The sequence below is a fragment of the Nitrosococcus halophilus Nc 4 genome, assembly GCF_000024725.1.
Taxonomy (GTDB): domain Bacteria; phylum Pseudomonadota; class Gammaproteobacteria; order Nitrosococcales; family Nitrosococcaceae; genus Nitrosococcus; species Nitrosococcus halophilus.
This window is the reverse complement of sequence record NC_013960.1, coordinates 2054322-2070709: the sequence shown is the minus strand read 5'-3', so window position 1 is coordinate 2070709 and position 16388 is coordinate 2054322. Positions and strand designations below refer to the sequence as shown.

Here is a 16388-nt window from a genome sequence, read left to right as displayed (position 1 = left end):
GACAAGCTTAGAACAGTCACTGGATGGATGCCCTAATCACAGCGGATAATACCTGGGCCCTTTGGGCTATCCTGCTCACTGCCGCTGCCCTGGGCACCTGGGGAGAACGCACGGCTCTCGGAGCCCGGTTCTCCGGGGCGGTCATTACCTTGCTCACGACCTTTGCCCTATCCAATTTAAGGGTCATCCCGGCGGCTGCCCCCGTTTACGACACCGTCTGGACCTACCTGGTGCCACTTGCTATTCCCTTGCTGCTGTTTTCCGCCGATCTACGCCGTATCGTCCATGAATCCGGGGCGACCCTAATAGCCTTTGCCCTGGGCGCCTTAGGCACAGTGATGGGCACCATCGCCGCCTTTCATTTGATTCCCTTAGGGGAACAGGGTTGGCAACTGGCGGCTATTTTCAGCGCCACTTATATTGGCGGCTCAATGAACTACATGGGAGCCGCCGAGGCGGTAGGATTACGTACCGGTGACTTGCTCACCGCCGGTATCGCAGCCGACAATCTGATGATGACTCTCTATTTCCTGCTGCTATTTACGTTGCCCTCGCTTCGTTGGCTCCAGACATGGTATCCGACCCCTCTCCTCAGGGACACCTCCTCCCTAGAGGGTGCATTGACTTTGGAGCCTCCCCCGCCCCCCCGCCTGCATCTCTCCTCCCTCATCACTGGGCTTGCTCTTAGCAGCCTAATCTGCGCCATTAGCTTTACCTTGGAAGCAGAACTGGGTGGGTCGGGTAGCGGCATCCTCATCCTGACCGCCCTCACCGTTACGCTGGCGACCTTGCTTCCCCGCCAGATGGCAAAATTGGAAGGTGCCCATGAACTGGGCCTTATACTCATGCAGGTTTTCTTTGCCGCCATTGGCGCCAGTGCCAACATCACCGTCGTTTTAACGGTGGGGCCGGTGTTATTTGGGTTTGCAGGACTGATTCTTGCCATCCACCTGATGACCCTTTTGATTGGCGGCAAACTCTTCAAACTCAGCCTGCCGGAAATGGTGGTCGCCTCCAATGCCAACATGGGAGGCCCGACAACCGCCGTTGCAATGGCGGCAGCCCGCCGTTGGGACCCTTTGGTCATTCCAGCGATCCTTTGCGGCACCCTGGGCTATGCCACTGCCACCTTTATCGGGGTGGCCTTGGGATCCGGGTTAAAACCCTAGCTTCCAAAACGGTACCCGTTTAAGCCGGCCTATTTTTTATCCCACCCCTATCGGCAGTAATTTTACACACCACATGGCCGACCCCACCGGCGACATAGTTTTCCCATTGCAACACCCGGAGGTTAGCGGGCTCCTCGGGCCCCCCCGGAGTGATGTAATCAATCTCCCAGCCAAATTCTGAATCGCGATTTCCATAGTGGTCGCGCCGTACCCAGGCGCCACATTCATCCTTTCGCCACAGATTGGGGTCCTGATCGGAAACGACTCGACTTTTCTGTTCCCACACTGCTTGAACCAACGCTTCACTAAATGCCATTACCTGATCCCCCTTTAACCGAACTATGATTTTTATAGATTTTTACTGAATACTGAAAAAATGCCATCTTTATTTAAAGCTTAATGAACAACCCAACTTTCAATTTAAAGGAGAACACACCCATGAGCAAACTCGTTATCGCTGACTTGGCCGAGAGCAAAACCCTCGACCCTACTGCTATGACTTCCGTCCGCGGCGGTATGCGGGCCTTTGAGAGCCGGAGCCTTTACTGGGGACCCATGGGGGATTGGTTCACCCAGGTAAATCCCACTCAGGCGATTTCTCAGTTCCAGGGCCTTGAAAATGCCGTGGGCAATAACGTGGCTAACTTCGGGGTCGCTAATGTGCACAACACCAACACCCAGAACCAACATGCTCAGAACAATGTAAATGTAGGCGGGTTTATCGTCTAATCCCCTTCAGTGTTCCCTTCCCTCCCTTCTCCCCTAGCGCTGTAGGATAGACGCATAAACAGCCCTGTTTCATGGGGGGCATCCTTCATTTTCGATAGCATCGAAAACCTCACGGAGACTTTGTTCACTTACGATTACCCCTACTTTTCGTCGAATTACTTGGCAGCCTAGATAGAATAGAGAGAGCACGCGCCGATGTTTTATCGAATTGGCCTGAAACTGATAATGTAATTGTTGCCGCTCTGTCAGCCAACCCACGGCCCAGGCCACCATGCCTGCCAAAGCCGCAATCAACAGCAACACCTCAATGCGGTGCGGGTCACGACTATAGGCCAGATTAAAACTGAAGCCATAGGCTGGACTTTTCAAATCCCGGAACCCTTCTTCAATCTGCATCCGCGTACGATAGAGTTTCACCACGCGCTTGGCCGATTGACGACCGCACAAGGAGCTGGCCAACAACCACGGCTCCTTCGCCGCCAGACGGTATTCGGCTATCGACTTGCCATGCCGACCCCGGGCTTTTCCTTTGAACAAATAGAACCTACTCTTTAACGGGTTCTTACGACACATCTCTACCGCTCCGAGTGCCTTCGCTCGGCCACTGGCTTGCGCCCATAATTCTCGGCAGGGCCGCCATTCCCGCTCCCCCACCGGTCGGTAGGATTTTCGCCCCCGGATCCGGCCTACGTAATCCCAGCCATAACTCACAATTTGCTTAAACCAGGGGTTATGAAATCCGGCGTCCGTGATAATCACGGGCCGACTCGCCGCCGGTAACAACGCCTTGAGCGTCTTTAAAAAAGCTCGCTGCACGCGCTCATTCCCCTGCTGCGATTGCGCATGGACCGTCTCATACAGGGTCAACGCCCGTCCCGGCGCCACTAATGCTGCCCGCAATACATACAAGTCTGTGTTCGGTAGATGACTCCAATCTACCAGTATCCACGGCCGCCGTTTGTTTCCCACCAGCTGCTTGACTAACGCCTCATACACCGCTTTGCTTTGGGCTTGGACGTACTTATTCCCCATAAATCGGTCCGACCGCCGTATCCCACTGCGCTCTTGAATCGGTAACTTCAATGACCGACCCAGTTGGGTTACCGATAACCGCTTCGTCTCCAAGACCGTCTCCACCAACAACACCAACGTCCACAAGCGTTTTAAATGCATGATCTCCGACAACATCCGGTGTAAGATCTTTTTCACAGGCACGGGAACAACCTCTCTTCGGTTTTTAATCGTGACCCGTATGAGATCAGATGTCTCCGTGCCTGTCTACTCCTTCTATTCTTGCAACCACTTGTTTCTTAATTAAACAATTCCCTTTTATCCGTCTATACCTCAGCCCCTAGCGGGAGAAGGGAAGATGAGGGGAAAATCTGATGTAAGGGTAGGAGCGTGTAATGTAGGGGCAGCACACGAACCCTAGCTCAATGGGATTGCGAACCTTTCCTATCTGCATGGCCGAGATCCTTATCGGGAGCGATTTGGTCTCGAACCAGTTGCTTGAGCTCGGTAATTTCAGGAAAACGCCCCGCTTCTTTCCGTGACCAAATGAGCTTGCCGTTTGCCAGTATCTCGAAAACGCCACCCGTTACGGGCCGTAACGTTAGTTCTGAAATTTCTTGATCGAAAGTGGTTAATAGCTCCTGGGCCATCCAAGCGGCCCGCAGCAGCCAACGGCATTGAGTGCAGTAGCGAATTTCGACTTTATTATTTTTCCTCACAGCTCTAGCTTCCAATACAGCACACCCGGAAGTGGATTCTGGTAGTATGGCTTCGTTGGGACAAATCCAATCGACTCATAGAGGACTATAGCCGCTTTCAGTCTTTCTAGTGTGTCAAGCAACATAGCAGAATAGCCTAGGCATACCCCTTCTTCAACAAGCCGCATAGCGAGCTGTTTGCCTACAGGGCACCTCTAAAAATTGCTTTTTTAAAATTCTGGTGCTCATTAAATCAACTACTTATGAGAAAAAAGTCTCCGAGTTTTTGGATTTTTAGAGGTGCCCTACACCCAGGCCCCTAGCTTCAGGTCGTGAGCGTAAATGATGTTCATGGTTTTCGAGACCAACGATAAAACTCCACAGCAGCCTTAGAGCATACTACTAGGCAAAACCTGCCTCCTCGACATGACAGCTTGCCCAAATAGCGAGAAAGACATTTCCAGCAAATAGAAGGCACCAAAATCCCCAGCCGTAATATCGAAACTCATGTTTTCCTGCACTTTGGATATGGTACTCCCAGCCAAACCCTTCTAACTCGAACGCAGTTTCTAGCCGTAATAGATATGTCCTGTATGTTTCAAATTTTCTCTCTATGGCACGCCAGCGAAGGAACAGCAAAAAAGTCAGCACAACAGGAACCCACGCGGCGGCAGGGATAAAGCTTCCGCGATCCGGAAACGCCGCCAACCAAGCCCAAAACACACCGCTAGTCACTAAGGCCCACTTCTCGTTAGCGGGTATCTCTTTCAAGGTTTCCAAGACCTCACCCCGTAAGTGCGAGTATTCCTTCAAGAGAAATTCCCGTGTTTGTTTCTTCATGATTTGTCTAGTCGACCTGCTGTATAACGATGAAATTCACTCCCATTAAAAAGCTACCACTCAACAAACATCCCGCCTTTATTGTTGCCATCAAACCAACTTTCTAAACATCCCTCTTCCATTAAGTGAGGAAGAAATATCTTGAAATAAGATATAATCTTTATTAAATCATAACTTAACCAACCCACCCCCTTCTCGATCACCTACTTGGCACGGGAGCTGCAACCTGTTGGGCAAGCACCGAAAAATTTTCGGTTCCAAAATCGTCTAATCCCTTTCAGTGTTCCCTTCCCTCCCTTCTCCCCTGGCGGGAGAAGGGAGGATAAGGGGGAATGATGGAAGGATCTATCACTACCAGCGCCGACGAAGGAGGCATCCGAATTGAGCGCCGAGTTAGGTGCGTGATTTCCAATAACCCGGCCGCTGCCTAAGATGCATGACCGCAATGATACCAATTCGTACTGACCCCGCATGTTATAATGAGGAGGTTTGAAAGCGAGTTTATGGGGAGGAGCGAGGTTGATGAGTCGCCGCCTAGAGCTAGAAATCACGGAGAGTGCCGAGGAATTAAAAGCGCTGCTTCACCAGCAGAGCGAGGTGAAACTCAAAGAACGAGTTCAGGCGTTATATTTGCTCAAGAGCGAGCAGGTCACCGAACTCAAAGCTTTGGGGAAAGTGCTAGGGCGCAATCCCTCCACCCTTTATCGCTGGTTTGAGGGGTATCGGGCCCGCGGGTTAGTAGGCTTGCTTGAGCTTGGGACGGCGCATAATGGGCGTGCCCGAGCTATACCGCCGGCGGTGGAGCAGGCCTTAAAGCAGCGTTTGAAAGAACCGCCGGGTTTTAAGAGCTATGGGGCGATTCAACAGTGGCTGAGGGAAGAATACGGGTTGCAGATTAAGTACAAAACGGTACATCAGACAGTACGTTACCGGCTCAAAGCCAAGCTCAAAGTGGCGCGCCCGAGCCACCTTCATCGAGAGGAAGCGGCGGGGGTGGACTTTAAAAAAACTCCCGCGGCGCCTAGAAGTTTTGCCGGTCCTCTACGGGGCGGAAGACCCCGCTTTACCGGTGCGGTATTGGTGTTACGATGAGACGCGCTTTGGGCTTAAAACCATCCCTCGGCGACTGATTACGTTGACCGGCACCAAGCCCCTAGCGCCGGTGCAATGGCAATTTAAAGCCTTCTATCTCTATGGGGCAGTGGAGCCGCTGAGCGGGGAAAGCTTCTTTTTGGAGTTCTCTCATCACGATAGCGACTGTTTTCAGATTTATTTGGATCACCTCGCTCAACGCTATCCCCACGCTCTGCATATCGTTCAACTTGATAATGCCAGCTCTCATTGGGCCAAGAAGCTGGAGTTGCCTGAGAATATCGTGCTGATGTTCCAGCCTCCCTATAGCCCCGAGCTCAACCCTATCGAGCGACTTTGGCAACACATGAAAGATCAGCTCAGTTGGGTTCTCTTTAGCACACTGGACTCCCTTCGACAGACTGTCGGGGAAATCCTCCAGGACCTCATTCCACAAACGATTCGTTCTTTAACCGGTTACCCCTTTATCCTCTCCGCTTTAAAGCATGCAAATATTTAAAGAAATGGTATGACTTCTATGCGATCATTGCTGACGCGGTATATGACGCCATAGGGAAAGCGCAGTATCCGACATTTCCTTACTTCCCCTTCGATGCGACGATAGATCAGTGATGAACCGTCAGCAAAAGCAGACGGCTTCTTGCGGCACGCTCGCGCTAATGCGCCACGTTAAGCCACACAGGCTCCATCCGAGCCTGGCCACGCGCCAAGATATTTCTGGCCGCGTTGACATCTCTTTGCAGAGACAAACCGCATTCGGGGCATCTGTGCTGGCGCACGGAGAGCGCCTTTCGCACGACTGCTCCGCAGCCGGAGCACGCTTGCGATGTGCCTTGCGGAGGAACTTCGACAAACACCGACCCGGCGCTTTCAGCCTTGGCACGGAGTATGTTCAGAAACTGGCTCCAGCCAGCATCCGAAATCGACCGACTCAATCGGCGGTTCCTGACCATGTTTTTTACGGTCAGGCTTTCCGCCGCGATGAAAGCGTATCGACTCACGAAATCGCGGGCCACCTTGTGGTGGTGGTCCCGTCTTTTGTTGGACACTCGGGCGTGTATCGAGCGCAGCTTGGAAACCGCTTTACCTCGGTTTCGGCTGCCTTTTTTCTTACGCGAAACAGCGCGCCCAACAACGCGCAGCCGGCGCAATGCTTCTTTTTGGTAGCGCGGATTATCGACCTGCTCGCCTTGATCGGTGGACAGGAAATGCTCCAATCCAATATCAATACCGACAGCCGTATCTTCAGTCCGAGGCGGTGGCGCATCACCGATTTCGCAACTGGCGATGACGAACCACTTTCCGGCTTCAATCTTGATCTGTACGGTTTTGATCGTGCCTTGCGCAGGGCGATGTTGGCGTACCCTAACCACGCCAATGTGCTGAAGGCGCAGTTTGCCATCGAGCAACCGCGCGCCGTCGCCGTGCGCCGGGTATGTCCAGCTATCGAAGCGACCACGCGCCTTGAAGCGCGGATAACCGGGTTTATCGCCTGTCTTAATGCGCCGAAAAAATGCCTGAAACGCCTTGTCGAGGCGCCGCATCGTTGCCTGGGCAGAGGAGAAATTGAGCCTAGCGTACCAGTCGTTCGCGCCGCGGGCGGATTTAAACCAAGCCGATTGCTGCGTGTACTTCACGCTTTCTTGAGCTGTTTCGTAGCGCTCTTTTCGTTGAGCAAGACACTCGTTATACAGGCGTCGGTGCGTTTCAAGCATGATCTCAAGCTCACGCACCTGGGCGGTGTTCGGATACAGTCGGTATTTGAATGCTTTAATCAACTACTTTCCCGTTTGGTTTTCAATGTAGCGGCGAACGCTCTCTTCGGATACGTGGCCCACCGTGCCAGCGTAGTAACTGCGACTCCAGAGGGTCGGCAAACGGCTACGCAAAACTGGAAATTCGGAACGCAAGATACGACTGCTTCGACCTTTAAAGCGATTGACTATCTCGGCAACGCACCAGCGAGGGTCGGATTCGACGAACAGGTGTACGTGGTCCGGCATGATCTCCATCGCATGCACTGTCATTTCAAATTCGTTTGCGACTTCGCGTATCAACTGATCAAGACGTTTAGCGACGCCATCAACCAACACGCTGCGACGGTATTTGGGGCACCAGACCAAGTGATATTTGAGAGCGAAAACCGCCCCAGAATTCTTGGCGTAACGAGACATGCCATTAATTATACGACCGGCAGACATATACTAGCAACAACCAAACGGAGGGCCGCGCTTCCTCTGCCGCCTAAAGTCGGCACTCCCCGCGCGGTGTAATTTATGGGTTTCTCCTTATTCGGGAAATCGTGTCGTTCAACGCTTCCAGAAAGCGTACCTCAAGAGCAGGCTGTTGCTCTTTATAGAACGCAACCGCCTCATCGGCCTCTGCGAGCGCTTCCGGATGAAACCAGCAGGGTTTCATGAATATTTTTTCTGAAGCTGGGCCAAGGCGTCTTCTGCTGATATGAGTTTTACCTTTCCTTCATCTATTTCACGGCAGCGTTTCTGAATTTCGTTCATCCACTCATCTGAAATCAGAAAATCCTCTTCATAATCCAGACTTTCTAGCAGTAGTTCCGCTAAAGACGCTCTAGCAGGTAATGGGAGATTAAGAGCTTTTTCGGCAATTTCTTCAATCTCGGACTTCATGGCAAAACCTCGCATAGTCAACTTATTAAATGTATCTCGGCCCTACTGCTGCACCTAACGAGGCTGTAGAAAAACCCTAAAATGTTCCATTTTTAGTGATTTCACAAATGAGAAATCAATGGGTTAGAATGCATGATCTCATGCCTCAGGGGCTTTTTCTACAACCTCAACGTCTGGGCTCAGTTGTGCGAGCGATAGCGAGCATCAACTGGATGCCCATGGTTAGATTTTGAACTTTTTTGCATAATTTGATGGATCTTTGAATAATGTTTCTAGAGTCTTCACGTGAGCCACCGGAATTGCAGCCATACCAAAAGTTTCTCCTTTAAACCAGTCAATAAATCCGGTATCTGTTATTAATACAGGTTTATCAAAATACAACCCTTCCGAGGGAATTCCGTACTCTACAGAATTTTTATACTTAAACTTACCTCGCCACAAAGCGACTCCTGGCGCTGCCAATACTGTGCGTGCTTTGTATTTATATCCTAGTAGATAGATTGTATCTCCTTTTACTCGCAGTACTTCAATAACATACACAAAACGCCCTTTTGCTGCCTCATGCGCTTCATACTCTTTACTTGTTAAGGAGTAAGGTTGCTTTTTTGCATTTTTTAATACTGAAGACAAAGCACCATGTTTTTCTTCTATATGTTTAACTGCAAAAGATGTCATTTGATAGCTCTCAAAAAATCTAACGTCATGCTCAGGGGCAGCAAAAAGCAGAGCAAGGAACGAACAGCGCTTTTTGCTGGCCCTGAGCTACTTGCTAGCTGCTTTTGTATAGTGAGCATCGAATTCTTTTACGATATTTGGGTTGTAAAAACACTTCCCAATACCATTTTTTTGAGCTGGGTCGAGAAAACGCTTGTTACAATATTTCGGCTCCGACTCTAAAGGCTTCCGCAAGTCATGGTATTTTTTGTTTTCCTTAAAATCGCTGTAGCGTTTGCGAAGCCTTGTGGTAAGGATTTTGTAATCCCACGGGTATTTTTCCCTAATATCTTCTTCTGTTAGTTTTATTGGGGTTGCATCTGGGTCATTTGAAACACAAACTAGTTCAGCATCCTCGGATTTAGATTTGGTAAACCGAACATTCACTGTTAATGCGACATTGAACTCATCAGGATCTCCGCCATTACTAACATTAGTTTCTTGCTTTAAATATTCTGAGAGGCGTTTTTCCTCTGAATTAAGCGAGACTCCCTGCACGTTCGCCTCTAGGCCGAAAAAGGCTAGAGGCATTAGGAAAAAGTTGTACTTAGATAAATCAATTGCGAACCATCGGCGAATAACGATTATGTAGTTACGCAGGCATGCGGTACCAAGTTGTTGTACTAACAGGGTTAAATCGAAGCCTTTGTTAACAAAGTGAACAGCACTATCTCTTACCTCACATAGCAGTTCGATATTCTTCCTAACTTGAGCCCCCACTTTGTCTCCATACTCTGCCTCTAACATATCTATCGCGCGAAACAAACCAATGGACAGATTAGTCCCCGATCTGTTCTTTACCCGGTACTTTTTCTCGGAAAGGCTTCCGCCAGCTTTTTGGCGTTTTTCATACTTAAGTATTGAGCTTACCTTGTTGTTAGATAGCTGCAATATTCTGGCCTTCAGCAATAATTCCCATGCGTTTATGGCAAGAATGGAAAATGACTCCTCACGGTATGCAAAGCTTGGCTTATTATATATCTCAATTGCTGCCAGCATGGCATCAATCGATTTATCAGCTAAGTTTCGTGATCTCGATTTCATATTCAGCTAACATCGGGTAGATATAAAAATTCTACTTTATAACAGAAACTTTCTATAGCGTTTCCCGAATAAATGAGATACGAATATCGACTTAGTCGGGCCTTAAGTTCTCAATCCAACCGTATCTCTCCTCTTTGGGAAACGCTATAGCTATAAGAAGTTGATACTTTATTCAATATGGTCTTAGTTATCCAGTAACAACAACAAGTTATAGATAAAACCCCAATTTCTTGGGGATTGTCATGGATAAGTAAGCCCCCCTCCAAGAGGCGGGCACTTACCTCCTTGTAATCCCACACCCATAACCCCTTTCCATTTTTCTTTACCTTTTACCCCAAGAGCAACCTTCCAACAAACACCCTGTTTTTATTGTTGCTATTAAACCAACTTTTTAAACATCCCTCTCCCTTTAAGTCGTCAGGAATGCCCTGTAGAGAAAATATAATATCTTTCAAATTATAACCTTAAAACATCACACCCCCCGTCAACCCCCTACTTGGCACGGGAGCTGCAATCTGTTGGGCAAGCACCGAAAAATTTTCGGTTCCAAATTTGAAGTTTAATGAACAACCCAACATTCAATTCAAAGGAGAACACACCCATGAGCAAACTCGTTATCGCTGACTTGGCCGAGAGCAAAACCCTCGACTCTACTGCTATGACTTCCATATGCGGCGGTATGCGTGCCTTTGAGAGCCGGAGTCTTTACTGGGGACCCATGGGAGATCGGTTCACCCAGGTAAATCCCACTCAGGCGATTTCTCAGTTCCAGGGCCTTGAAAATGCCGTGGGCAATAACGTCGCCAACTTCGGGGTTGCTAATGTGCACAACACCAACACCCAGAACCAACATGCTCAGAACAATGTCAATGTAGGTGGGTTTATCGTCTAATCCCTTTCAGTGTTCCCTTCCCTCCCTTCTCCCCTGGCGGGAGAAGGCGAGGATGAGGGGGAAAAACCTGATACAGTAACCTCTACCACCTCACCAATATCCACTTTGGGGAATAATTTCTTAATCCCAAAAGAGCAATGATAAGGCGAAAATCTGTCCCAAACGTCGGCATTTTAAGTGATAGCTCAAGGACAATACGCCAAATTAAACCTACCCACTAAAGCATTATACAAGACCTGAACATCCCGCTGGAATTTTCAAGCCTATACGTCCGTTGATGATCGAATTTCATAAGCTCGATTCTGTTTGAGCATTTTGAATATAATACGGCAGAGTTGTCGTCCAAGTGCGCGGATGGCCTGGTTATGAGATTTGCCTTCTGCCCGTTTTTTTTCATAGTAACGTTGTGATTCGGGCACACACTTGCGATGCCTATCCACCCCGGTCATCATGGCGCCTTTAGCCCGTTTATTGACGTGCTTGGGCGCCTTTGAACCGTGGAATTTTCCAGAGCTATGATCGAGATTGGCCATGCCCAGATAAAGGGCTAGGCTACGCTCGCTAGCAAAGCGGTCAATGGTGCCAATTTCGCCGGCCAGCTCCGAGGAACAAACGAGAGCAAACCCTGGAATGGAGTCGGTCAAGGGGGCGATCGTGGAGTGATTCATCACCGCCTTACAGCGTGCTTCTAGCGCTTTGATTTTGTCCCTGAGATCCAAAATGCGTCGGGCATCTTCAATGATCATCTCGCCCACCCAGTCCACTTCATGGCTAAATGAGGCATTTTTCTGCCATTGTTGGATAATCGAAGCGTATTGGCGTCCCACGCCGGGGATCTTCATCAGGGTGGAGGGACGCAGGCGTGAGAGTTTGGTCAGCTCTGTTGAGCAGGTGAGAAAGCGCAAAAACCAGAGGTTTTCGGCCTCCTGAGTGATGGCCAGAAGGCCTGGGCAAACGGCCTGCAGATCACTTTGCAGGCGGCTCAACACGCGGGTTTTCTCCTCCACCAAGGCGCGGCGCCGGCGGCTAAGACGTTTGAGCTTATCGTTCTCCTGCGGCGTGGGCATGACCTCTTGGAGCACGTCCTTGGCCACCGCCAGGTGATCTCGCAGCTGAAACAGCTCTAAGCCCTTACGGGCATCGATACGATCGCTTTTGGCCGCCGCGGGAAAGATCTCCTTGAACCGGGCCAGCTTTAGATTATTGATGTGGTAAAGTGGATAGCCTCGAACCCTTATCAAGCTATCCAAAGGTCTGGCAAAACCGTTGTATCCCTCCATCGCCACCGCCACCTCCCCGCCATGGCGTTGGCAATGAGGCTCGATGCGTTCAAAAAACTGTTTGAACCCTTCCGGGCGGTGGAGAATATCAAATTCTTCCAGCACCTCGCCGCCAGCTAAACCAATCGCAATGCTGTGCTGAGGGCAACCGATATCTACACTCACACGGATCTGCGCCGCTACCGTCATAAAATTGTGCTCTCCATAAGGTCAGATTAAACCGAAAAAAATCATCCGTCGGTCTCGTCTACCTACAGAGCCACAATCTAAAATCGGCACCATCCCGAACGACCCACCGGATGACGCAGGAGGACGGGAACGGCATTTCAAGTCTAGTGAACTGCCATCACAGCCACTGACCCCAAGAGCCACATCCCCATCCTAAACCTAGGCTAACCTTTTTAAAGCTCGCCCGCTACCTGCAAAATCCGAGGGTAGACCCTTATACAGGCATTGTGAGCGCTATGCCGCCCAGCGCTGGTGGTTGATCGCCAGATCAAGCGTCAGCTCAAACACCCTGTCACGCTTGAGTAAGAACAGCTCTTTGTCATAGCTGTCTTCGGGAAGGTACTCATCCAGTACCGCACCCACTTCATCGCGCACAGCAAGCCGTGTCTGGCTGTCTTTGTACCAGTCCTGCACCAACACTTTTGGCTTTTCTTCGGTCAAGCGTTTCAATAAGGCTCTGGCTGCCAAACGCACTTTCTTTTCCTCCGCCTTGGTCATGTTTTCCTTACATAACAAATCGTAGATTTCCAGCTCGTCCTCGCTCAAACCTTCACGGATATGTCGATCTTCTTCTTGCTTGAGTGATTCGGCGAATTTAACCAGCTCGGTAAAGTCACTGTCCGCAGAATTACTGCCCGCGTTATAGTTGTCGATGATTTCCTGTAGCCGTTCGGCAAAATCTCGTCGGGTGCGGTTTTTATTGAGCATGTCCTGCAGTTTCTTTTCCAGAAAGGCGCGCAAGTCGGCAATTTCGATGTTTTTGTACTTGGCCTGTTTGAAGTCTTCTTTCAGTTTGTCGAAGTCGATTTTGCTCAGATCCCATGTCTGGCCTTTCTGTTCAATCTTCCATCCGCCCGACTCCTCTTTGACCTGGCTGAATTTCTGATCATCCACAATCAGGCTTTCATCGAGCAACTCGTTAATTTTTTTGGTAGCAAGATCAATGTCCTGCTGCTGAATAATGCTGTCAAGCACGCCGCGTAGATATTGAAATAAAGCCACCTTGCGCACGACCGGATCGCCCAGAATCTCCGGCTTGCAGGCTTCATAAAGCGCGGTAATAGTATTCTCTAACACCTTGAAGGATTGCCGCCATTCATCTTTCGAGAGCAAGGTGTCTGCCCATTCTTCAAACAGGCTGACCTGCTTGAACACATCGTCTGCTGCCAACGCCGTGTCGATAACAATCTCGCGCTCGGCACAGAAGAGGCGCGCCTGCTCAAGGGCATCGGCCAGCAAGCAAAACAGCTCGTCCTTATCCTTGACTGGTGGTTCATCTAGCCCGTCACCACCCTGGCCGTAATCCTTGATTGCTTTCCTGAGGCGGCCGATCACGCCGTAATAATCGACGATTTCGCCGTTGGTCTTCTCCACACCGTTGATGCGATGCGAGCTCACCCGGTTGGCACGGGCAATGGTTTGCATCAGAGTATGATCTTTCTGTGGCTTGTCGAGGTAGAGCGTTGAGACTGTCGGCGCATCAAATCCGGTCAACCACATGGCGCACACGAACACCAGTTGCAGCGGGTGCTCCGGGTCTTTGTAGTTGTATTCCAGATCGTGGCCGTGGGCGTCCAGTTGATCCATGCGTTTGCGATGCGGGCGGATGTCCAGGCCCTGGGCGTCGAATTTTTCTTCCTCGCCGTTCTCGGCACTGACCACCACCGCCATTTCCACCTTGCGCATCCAGTCGAGCTGCCTCTGCAAGCGCGCCTTGTGCACCTCGTCTACGCTTTTCTTGATCTCCCCGCGCAGCGATTTGATGTCCTCTTTCCACAGCCGTTGTACCTTGTCGTACATCTTCACGGCGGTGAACTTGTCCACGGCGATCAGCATGCCCTTGCCAAGATAACCACGGCGCGGGAAGTGGTAGACCAGATCCCGGGCGATGGTCTCCAGCCGGTCATCGCGTTTGATCACTTGCAGTTCCGTGGCAAAACGACGCTCCAGCTTTTCCTGCTGCGCTTCGTCGAGGTTTTCGTCCTCCAGAATCTCGTAAAACTCGTCGCTTAGTTCCTCGTTCTGGTTCAAGACCTCCGGCACGCGTTTTTTGTAGAACAGCGGTACGGTGGCGCCGTCGTCCATGGACTGGCTGAAGTTGTATTCCGATACATAATCGCCAAACCATTCGTTGGTCTTGCGCTCGCGCCCCAGCAGGGGCGTGCCGGTGAAGGCCAGATACTGGGCATGGGGCAGACCCGCGCGCATGTTTTCCGCCAGGGATTTGTACTGGGTGCGGTGGGCCTCATCCACAATCACAATAATGTCGTCGCGCTCAGACAGCACCGGGTAGCGCTTGCCCTTGGGCCAGCGGAACTTCTGAATCAGGGTAAACACCAGCTTCTTGTTCTGGCCGAGAAAGGCGCGCATCTGCTCGCTGTTTTTGGGCTGGGCGGCATCGGCTTTCTTGACGGTTTCGGTATTGAGGAAGTTGCGGTAAATCTGCCCGTCCAGATCTTCGCGGTCGGTCACCACCACAAAGCTGTAATTGCCCGGCACCTTGCGGATGATCTTGCGCGCATAAAAGATCATGGAAAAACTCTTGCCCGAGCCCTGGGTATGCCAAAAGACGCCCAGCCTGTTGGCCTTGAACGGCGTCTTACCCTCACCCCCAGCCCCTCTCCCAGAGGGAGAGGGGCGGTTTTGCGGTTGGGGTTTGTTCGGCGTCGTGCGCTCGTCGGCCGCGCTTTCATCAGGAAGGGGGAGCTTTGCGGCGATTGATTCAAGTGCTGCTTCGGGATTATTGAGGATTAATTCGTTGGAGAGTTGGATAACCTGGAAACCCTGCCCTTCGAGTATCAATTGACGAGTTCTGTCATGCTGTGTTTTTTCTACCGTTGCATGGATACTGCCGTCCACTTCAACAACCAGCTTGTGCTCATCGCAGTAGAAATCGGCAATGAAATCTCCAAGCTGATGCTGTCTGCGAAATTTCAGGCCGAGGAATTGCCGGTTTCTCAGCAACTGCCATAGAACGTCCTCAGCAGGTGTCTGTTGTTGACGGAGTTCCCGGGCACGAGTTACCAGACCCGAAAAGTCATACCCTGCCCGATAGTGAGCGCCTGTTTTCTCCCTCTCCCCCTGGGAGAGGGCCGGGGTGAGGGGTTCCTTGTCTGCTAAACCCTTCTGCTGTTCAAGCCACCCTCGCCGCTCAACAAATACCCTGAAAGCCCGATTAACGCCAAGGAACTGGTGGTTCTGGGCAATGATTTTCTGCGAACCCTTGTGGTAGATGACGAAGTTTTCCACATAATCCAGCAGCTTGTCTTTGGCAGCCAGGCCCTGCAGGAAGCGTTCGGCACTGGTGCCTTGCTCGCGAATCTGGTCCCGGCGTATCTTTTCCTTCTCGTCCTCGGGGCGCAACCAATGGAAAAAGTGCTCCCACTCGGCGCTCAAGCTGCCCAGGCGCGTTTCGAGACCGTTGCTGAACACACAAAACACATTGGTCAGGAACAACTGGGGAATGTCGGCTTTGTAGTGGGTCAGGTTGTCGTCGTAGGCGCTGCGCAGTTTGACGTTGGAATTCTTCAGCTCAATGAATACCAGCGGCAGGCCGTTGATATAGAGCAGAATATCCGGTCGGCGATAGCCCGCCTTGGCCGCCGCGCCGGTGCTTTGAATCCATAGCTGGGTGGCGGCGAGAAAGTGGTTGTTTTCAGGCGTATCAAAGTCAATCAGCTTTATCCGCTCCTTGCGGGTGCGGCCATGGTTATTCTGCTTATCCTTGAACTCCACCCGCACTCCGTCGCGGATCAGGCTGTCCAGCTCGCGGTTGGCCACCATGGTGGCCATGGCCTGGCGTCGGTCGCATACCTGGTCCACCGCATCGTCAATGGCGGCTTCGGGAATCTCCGGATTGAGGCGCACCGCTGCGGCTTTCAGACGATCACGCAAAATCACCTCGCGCTTGTCCGCGCGCTGTGAGCCGTCATTCAGATCCGCCGCATCACTGGTGTAGCAATCCAGCACATCGTAGCCATACAGATGCTGCAAACGCTGCACCATGGCCTGTTCGATGTTGTCTTCAGACAGGAAGCTAGGCATTG

Annotated in this window: 17 protein-coding genes; 5 read left to right on the top strand and 12 right to left on the bottom strand. The window is 51.1% G+C overall.

The features are described from left to right. Positions 1-23 precede the first annotated feature (23 nt). Entirely contained in the window at positions 24-1169 is a 1146-nt protein-coding gene (locus NHAL_RS09735; protein ID WP_013032976.1) for a DUF819 family protein, read from the top strand. Positions 1170-1188: 19 nt separating this feature from the next. Here the strand turns inward: NHAL_RS09735 and NHAL_RS09730 are convergent, their stop codons facing one another. After that, complete coding sequence (locus NHAL_RS09730) at positions 1189-1485, bottom strand: hypothetical protein (RefSeq protein ID WP_013032975.1); 297 nt, start codon at positions 1483-1485, stop codon at positions 1189-1191. Between the two features lie 122 nt (positions 1486-1607). On the opposite strand from NHAL_RS09730, the gene NHAL_RS09725 reads away from it, so the two are divergent. Beyond that, entirely contained in the window at positions 1608-1898 is a 291-nt protein-coding gene (locus NHAL_RS09725; RefSeq protein WP_013032974.1) for a hypothetical protein, read from the top strand. A gap of 69 nt (positions 1899-1967) precedes the next feature. Here the strand turns inward: NHAL_RS09725 and NHAL_RS09720 are convergent, their stop codons facing one another. The 3 genes from NHAL_RS09720 to NHAL_RS09705 form a co-directional block, all read right to left on the bottom strand. Next, positions 1968-3107, bottom strand: coding sequence for an IS4 family transposase (locus tag NHAL_RS09720; protein ID WP_157862540.1), 1140 nt, complete (start codon positions 3105-3107; stop codon positions 1968-1970). A gap of 224 nt (positions 3108-3331) precedes the next feature. After that, positions 3332-3628 (bottom strand): Rdx family protein, encoded by a 297-nt coding sequence (locus NHAL_RS09715; RefSeq protein ID WP_013032972.1) that lies wholly within the window; start codon positions 3626-3628, stop codon positions 3332-3334. A 381-nt stretch (positions 3629-4009) separates the two neighbouring features. Beyond that, complete coding sequence (locus NHAL_RS09705) at positions 4010-4447, bottom strand: hypothetical protein (RefSeq protein ID WP_013032971.1); 438 nt, start codon at positions 4445-4447, stop codon at positions 4010-4012. A 522-nt stretch (positions 4448-4969) separates the two neighbouring features. Between NHAL_RS09705 and NHAL_RS21970 the strand changes: the two genes are divergently transcribed. Continuing rightward, positions 4970-5539: a helix-turn-helix domain-containing protein gene (locus NHAL_RS21970; RefSeq protein ID WP_083761389.1), complete on the top strand. Its 570-nt coding sequence runs from the start codon at positions 4970-4972 to the stop codon at positions 5537-5539. Further along, positions 5478-6038 (top strand): IS630 family transposase, encoded by a 561-nt coding sequence (locus NHAL_RS21965; RefSeq protein WP_157862539.1) that lies wholly within the window; start codon positions 5478-5480, stop codon positions 6036-6038. The genes NHAL_RS21970 and NHAL_RS21965 overlap by 62 nt, the downstream gene beginning before the upstream one ends. 157 nt (positions 6039-6195) lie before the next feature. Here NHAL_RS21965 and NHAL_RS20400 read toward each other — a convergent pair whose 3' ends face one another. The 6 genes from NHAL_RS20400 to NHAL_RS09665 all read right to left on the bottom strand — a co-directional run bounded on the left by NHAL_RS20400 (position 6196) and on the right by NHAL_RS09665 (position 9942). Then, positions 6196-7317: an RNA-guided endonuclease InsQ/TnpB family protein gene (locus NHAL_RS20400; protein ID WP_013032969.1), complete on the bottom strand. Its 1122-nt coding sequence runs from the start codon at positions 7315-7317 to the stop codon at positions 6196-6198. After that, positions 7318-7713 (bottom strand): IS200/IS605 family transposase, encoded by a 396-nt coding sequence (gene tnpA, locus NHAL_RS20395; protein ID WP_157862538.1) that lies wholly within the window; start codon positions 7711-7713, stop codon positions 7318-7320. Between the two features lie 100 nt (positions 7714-7813). After that, positions 7814-7957 (bottom strand): hypothetical protein, encoded by a 144-nt coding sequence (locus tag NHAL_RS09680; protein WP_013032967.1) that lies wholly within the window; start codon positions 7955-7957, stop codon positions 7814-7816. Continuing rightward, complete coding sequence (locus NHAL_RS09675) at positions 7954-8184, bottom strand: addiction module protein (RefSeq protein WP_013032966.1); 231 nt, start codon at positions 8182-8184, stop codon at positions 7954-7956. Before NHAL_RS09675 ends, NHAL_RS09680 begins: the two co-directional genes overlap by 4 nt. Positions 8185-8406: 222 nt before the next feature. Next, the gene (locus NHAL_RS09670) at positions 8407-8859 is read right to left on the bottom strand and encodes a hypothetical protein (protein WP_013032965.1); all 453 of its coding nucleotides are present in this window, start codon (positions 8857-8859) and stop codon (positions 8407-8409) included. Between the two features lie 87 nt (positions 8860-8946). Continuing rightward, positions 8947-9942, bottom strand: coding sequence for a DUF3644 domain-containing protein (locus NHAL_RS09665; RefSeq protein WP_013032964.1), 996 nt, complete (start codon positions 9940-9942; stop codon positions 8947-8949). 601 nt (positions 9943-10543) lie between these two features. Between NHAL_RS09665 and NHAL_RS09660 the strand changes: the two genes are divergently transcribed. Further along, positions 10544-10834, top strand: coding sequence for a hypothetical protein (locus NHAL_RS09660; RefSeq protein WP_013032963.1), 291 nt, complete (start codon positions 10544-10546; stop codon positions 10832-10834). Between the two features lie 263 nt (positions 10835-11097). On the opposite strand, the gene NHAL_RS09655 is transcribed toward NHAL_RS09660, so the two are convergent. Beyond that, entirely contained in the window at positions 11098-12303 is a 1206-nt protein-coding gene (locus tag NHAL_RS09655; protein WP_013032962.1) for an IS110 family RNA-guided transposase, read from the bottom strand. A 273-nt stretch (positions 12304-12576) separates the two neighbouring features. Beyond that, positions 12577-16386 (bottom strand): HsdR family type I site-specific deoxyribonuclease, encoded by a 3810-nt coding sequence (locus NHAL_RS21385; protein WP_013032961.1) that lies wholly within the window; start codon positions 16384-16386, stop codon positions 12577-12579. Between the last annotated feature and the right edge of the window lie 2 nt (positions 16387-16388).